This is a genomic window from Aquabacterium sp. UBA2148 (genome assembly GCF_002328915.1).
Classification (GTDB): Bacteria; Pseudomonadota; Gammaproteobacteria; order Burkholderiales; family Burkholderiaceae_C; genus Aquabacterium; species Aquabacterium parvum.
Map to the genome: position 1 here is coordinate 6,902 of NZ_DCXA01000235.1, position 5,201 is coordinate 12,102.

The window sequence follows — 5,201 nt, forward strand, 5'->3', positions numbered from 1 at the left end:
GGCCCGCCAGTGACTGGGACCAAAGCGCAGCGCCAACGCGCCGCCCACCACCCAAGCGATGGCCGCGCCCCACCAGATGACCGAAGGCGCACGAAAGCCGAGCAAAGCCTGCCCTGACTCGTGCACATGCGGCTCAGTCGGCGCAGCCATGTCGGCACACAAAGGCAGCTGAAACCGATGCGCCATGTAGACACAGGCACCAGCCACAGCCCCACCCAGCAGCACCGCGCGCAAACCGGGCGCCTCGTTCAGGCGAGACCACTCCCACCCTGCGGCAGAGATGAAAACCAAGGTGAGCAGGGCGAACGGCCAGGCTGCATCGGCCACCAGCGTGGGCAGCAAGATGGCGACCAGGATCAGCGCCGTGATGACACGTTGTTTGAGCATGCTTTCAGTGACCCTCTCCGCTGCCGATCGCGCCTTCACCCAGACCTGACTCACCCACATCGCCAAAACGGCGCTCTCTGCCGGCGTAAACAGCCAACGCACGGTCCAGCTCCTGGGCGTCGAAATCGGGCCAGAGGCAATCGGTGAAGTGCAACTCTGCGTAGGCGCTTTGCCACAACAGGAAGTTCGACAGGCGCACTTCACCACCGGTTCGAATGAACAAATCCGGATCAGGCGCGTAGGCCATCGCCATGTGGCGAGACAGCACCGCCTCGCTCAGGTCAGATGCCGCCACACCATCGGCCAGGGCCTGTTTGCAAGCCTGCACGATGTCCCAACGGCCACCGTAGTTGAAGGCCACGGTCAGCACCAGCCGGCTGTTGCCGATGGTGTTGGCCTCGGCGTCCCGCAAAGCATTGCGCACCTTCTCGGACACGTTCTCGAGGTCGCCCGCGATGCGGATGCGCACGCCATCAGACTTGAGCTTGGTCAGGTGCTTGGACAGCGCCACCAGCAACAGGCTCATCAAGCCGGAGACCTCCTCCTCGGGACGCTTCCAGTTCTCGGAGGAAAACGCAAACACCGTCAGGTGACCGATGCCGCGATCGGCCGTGGCCTGCACCACCTTGACCAGCGCGTCCACCCCAGCTTTGTGCCCCATGCCCCTGGGCAACAAACGTTTGCGAGCCCAGCGACCATTGCCATCCATGACGATGGCAACGTGTCTGGGCAGCGACTGGGGCGGTTGGGATGAAGCCATGGCAGGAGGCGATCAGAACGAGGGGCCACGCAAAGTCGGGCCCTGCAAAAAGAGCGAGGCGGACCTGCCGCCTCGTGATGGTGGGTGCCGGGGTCGGACCTCAGCCGTCAGACGGCCATGATCTCGGCTTCTTTGCCCTGCACCAGCTTGTCGATCTCGGCGATGTGCTTGTCGGTCAGCTTCTGCACATCGTCCTGCGAGCGACGGTCTTCGTCTTCGGTGATTTCCTTGTCCTTGAGCAGGCGCTTGGCGTGCTCGTTGGCGTCGCGGCGCAGGTTGCGCACGGCCACCTTGGCGTCTTCGGCGGCGCCCTTGACGACCTTGGTCAGCTCACGGCGACGCTCTTCGGTCAGCGCGGGCATCGGCACGCGGATCAGGTCGCCCTGAGTCGACGGGTTCAGGCCCAGGTCCGACTCACGGATGGCCTTTTCGATCTTGGCGCCCATGCCCTTTTCCCAGGGCTGGACAGAGATCGTGCGAGCGTCCAGCAGGGCGACGTTCGCAACCTGGCTGATGGGCACCATCGAGCCGTAGTAGTCGATCTGCACCTGGTCCAGGATGCCGGGGTGGGCACGGCCCGTGCGAATCTTGGTCAGCTCGGTCTTGAAGGCCTCGATGGACTTGAGCATTTTCTGCTCGGCGTTTTTCTTGATGTCTGCGATGCTCATGGACAACTCCGTGCGAGGTGATCGGTTCTGAAGATCAGGTCACCAACGCTTCAGGAAGGAAACAGGAGGACAGGGATGGTCAACGCGCTCAGACGTGGACCAGCGTGCCTTCGTCCTCGCCTTGCACCACGCGCTTGAGGGCGCCTGGCTTGAAGATGGAGAACACCTTCAGGGGCAGGTTCTGGTCGCGGCACAACGCAAAAGCCGTGGCGTCGAGCACCTGCAGGTTCTTGATCAGGGCCTCGTCGAAGGTGATGGTGCTGTAGCGCGTGGCCGAAGCGTCTTTCTTCGGGTCGGCGGTGTAGACGCCATCGACCTTGGTGGCCTTGAGCATGATTTCGGCGCCGATTTCGGCACCGCGCAGGGCCGCGGCCGTGTCAGTCGTGAAGAAGGGGTTGCCGGTGCCGGCCGCGAAGACCACGACCTTGCCCTCTTCGAGGTACTGCAGGGCCTTGGGGCGCACGTAGGGCTCGACGACCTGGTCGATGCTGATGGCCGACATGACGCGAGCCGTCATGCCTTCCTGGCGCATGGTGTCGGCCAAGGCCAGCGAGTTCATCACCGTGGCCAGCATGCCCATGTAGTCTGCGGTGGCGCGGTCCATGCCGACGGAGCCGCCAGCGACACCGCGGAAGATGTTGCCACCCCCGATGACCACAGCCACCTGGGTGCCCAGCGCGGTGACTTCCTGGATCTCCTTGACCATGCGCACGATGGTGGCGCGGTTGATGCCGTAAGCATCATCGCCCATCAGGGCTTCGCCGGAGAGTTTCAGGAGGATGCGCTTGTAAGCGGGCATGAGACGGGATCCTTGGCTTGGTACTTGGCCGGTTCGACGAGAACTTTAACGCAAAGCTCGGGCGTCACCGGCTCCATTCAGAAGGGGGCCGAAGCCCCCTTGATTTGCAGTCAGGTCACTGACCCTTGGCGGCAGCCACGGTGGCGGCCACTTCGGCAGCGAAGTCGTCCTGCTTCTTCTCGATGCCTTCGCCCACGACGAACATGGAGAAGGACTTGGCGGTGGTGCCGGTCGACTTCAGGTAAGCCTCGACGGTCTGCTTGCCGTCGGCGGCCTTCACGAAGACCTGGTTCAGCAGCGAGACTTCCTTGAGGTACTTCTGAACAGCGCCTTCGATCATCTTGGTGGCGATGTCGGCGGGCTTGCCGGACTCGGCAGCCTTGGCCGTGGCCACGCTGCGCTCGACTTCGATCAAGGCAGCAGGCACATCGTCCGAAGACAGCGACACGGGCTTCATGGCAGCGATGTGCATGGCCACGTCCTTGGCGGCGGTGGCGTCACCTTCGAACTCCACGACCACACCGATGCGGGCACCGTGCAGGTAGGCAGCCAGCTTGCCACCACCGGCGTAGCGCTTGAAGCGGCGGATGGACATGTTCTCGCCGATCTTGCCGATCAGGCCCTTGCGAACTTCTTCCACGGTGGGGCCGAAACCGTCTTGCGACAGGGGCAGCTCGCCAATGGCTGCGACGTCAGCGGGGTTGTTCTTGGCGATCAACTCGGCCACCGACTTGGCAAAAGCCAGGAAGGATTCGTTCTTGGAAACGAAGTCGGTTTCGCAGTTGATCTCAACCAGGGCGCCGGTGGAGCCGTCCACGGCAGCGGAGACCACGCCTTCGGCGGTCACGCGGGTAGCGGCCTTCGAGGCCTTGCTGCCCAGCTTGACGCGCAGGATCTCTTCAGCCTTGGCGAAGTCGCCATCGGCCTCGGTCAGGGCCTTCTTGCACTCCATCATCGGGGCGTCGGTCTTGGCGCGCAGGTCGGCAACCATGCTGGCGGTGATAGCAGCCATTTGTATTCTCCGTTTGATTCAGCAGCGGTGTCATCACCGCCACACATTCGATCTTGCTGAAAAAAAGGGGCTGATCTTCAGCCCCTTTGATCTGGGTGAGGTCGCGTCAGGCAGCGTCTTCGCTGACTTCCACGAACTCGTCGCCTTCGGCGGCAGCTGCGACGACGTCGTTGACGGCGTTGGCCTTGCCTTCCAGGATGGCGTCAGCGACGGCCTTGGCGTACAGGGCGACAGCCTTGGAGGAGTCGTCGTTGCCAGGGATCACGTAGTCGATGCCTTCGGGCGAGTGGTTGGTGTCCACCACGCCGATCACGGGGATGCCCAGCTTCTTGGCTTCGGCGATGGCGATCTTGTGGTAACCGACGTCGATCACGAACAGGGCGTCAGGCAGGGCAGCCATGTCCTGGATGCCGCCGATGTCCTTTTCCAGCTTGGCCAGCTCGCGTTGGAACAGCAGGCCTTCCTTCTTCTTCAGGCCGTCCAGACCGGCTTCGACCTGAACTTGCATGTCCTTGAGCTTCTTCAGGGAACCCTTGACGGTCTTGAAGTTGGTCAGCATGCCGCCCAGCCAGCGCTGGTTCACGAAAGGAACGCCAGCGCGGCCAGCTTCTTCAGCGATGGTGTCGCGAGCTTGGCGCTTGGTGCCGATCATCATCACGGTGCCGCGGCGAGCCGACAGCTGCTTGATGAACTTCAGGGCCTCTTCGAAGGCGGGCTGCGTCTTCTCGAGGTTGATGATGTGGATCTTGTTGCGATGACCGAAGATGAAGGGGGCCATCTTGGGGTTCCAGAAGCGGGTTTGGTGACCAAAGTGGACACCGGCTTCCAGCATTTCGCGCATGGACACGGGCATGTGTAGCTCCAGAGGTTGAGTCTTGAATCCGGCTGAAACCTCCGATGGCGCTCAGGCCAGCGGGGGCACCTTGGAATGCCGAGATTCGCGTTTCACTCGTTGATTCGATTTGGCTGGCGAACCAGCCGGTTGTTGCGCCTTTTTCAAGGCGGTTTGCCAACCGACACCACGCTCAAAACCGGCTGTGCACTCAAGCACAGGCCGATCAGCTCATGGCGTTTCGGGAAAACTCTGGGATTCTAGCATGAAATGCGCTGAATGCATCAGCGCTTGCCACCCTTGGCCCGAGCGGCCTTCTTGCCAGCGGCTTTGGTGCGCCCACCGCCTGCACCACCGCCGCCAGCGGACGACGCGCGCCCCTGCCCCTTGGCAGAGGCGGCCGGCGGCGATGCCTCGGAAGATCGTTGACTGTTTTTGCCCGCACCCTTGCCCGCTGCGCGTGCACCACGCCGAGCATCTCGGTCGCGTTCGCGCACCACGGACAGCTCATCTTGCGCCGGCGTGTCGCTTTCCCAGTCGACAGCGGCCGTCCTCGCACCCGCGCGCTCGTCGCCCCGACCTCGCCGACGTCCGCCGGACGAAGGGCGCGGAGACTCCGTCCCCTCTCTCACCATGCGGAAATCGATCTTGCGGCTGTCCAGGTCGACACGGCTGACCTGCACGCGCACCCGGGTGCCAACGCCGTAGCGCACGCCACTGCGCTCACCGCGCAACTCCTGGCG

General features: G+C 63.2%; 5 protein-coding genes and 2 pseudogenes. All 7 read right to left on the reverse strand.

Going from position 1 to position 5,201, the window contains the following annotated elements:
• Positions 1-387, reverse strand: a pseudogene (locus B2W70_RS13145) (hypothetical protein); the annotation flags it as partial.
• A gap of 4 nt (positions 388-391) precedes the next feature.
• On the reverse strand, positions 392-1,147 hold the full coding sequence (gene uppS / locus B2W70_RS13150) for a polyprenyl diphosphate synthase (protein WP_286746318.1): 756 nt from the start codon (positions 1,145-1,147) through the stop codon (positions 392-394).
• A 107-nt stretch (positions 1,148-1,254) separates the two neighbouring features.
• Complete coding sequence (gene frr / locus B2W70_RS13155; RefSeq protein WP_058086174.1) at positions 1,255-1,815, reverse strand: ribosome recycling factor; 561 nt, start codon at positions 1,813-1,815, stop codon at positions 1,255-1,257.
• Positions 1,816-1,903: 88 nt separating this feature from the next.
• Positions 1,904-2,614: a UMP kinase gene (gene pyrH, locus B2W70_RS13160; RefSeq protein WP_286746320.1), complete on the reverse strand. Its 711-nt coding sequence runs from the start codon at positions 2,612-2,614 to the stop codon at positions 1,904-1,906.
• Positions 2,615-2,729: 115 nt separating this feature from the next.
• Positions 2,730-3,626 carry a translation elongation factor Ts gene (tsf, locus tag B2W70_RS13165; RefSeq protein WP_058086176.1) on the reverse strand — a complete coding sequence of 299 codons (897 nt, stop codon included), beginning with the start codon at positions 3,624-3,626 and terminating at the stop codon, positions 2,730-2,732.
• A 106-nt stretch (positions 3,627-3,732) separates the two neighbouring features.
• Positions 3,733-4,479 (reverse strand): 30S ribosomal protein S2, encoded by a 747-nt coding sequence (rpsB, locus tag B2W70_RS13170; protein WP_058086177.1) that lies wholly within the window; start codon positions 4,477-4,479, stop codon positions 3,733-3,735.
• Between the two features lie 263 nt (positions 4,480-4,742).
• A pseudogene (locus B2W70_RS13175) lies at positions 4,743-5,201 on the reverse strand (hypothetical protein); the annotation flags it as partial.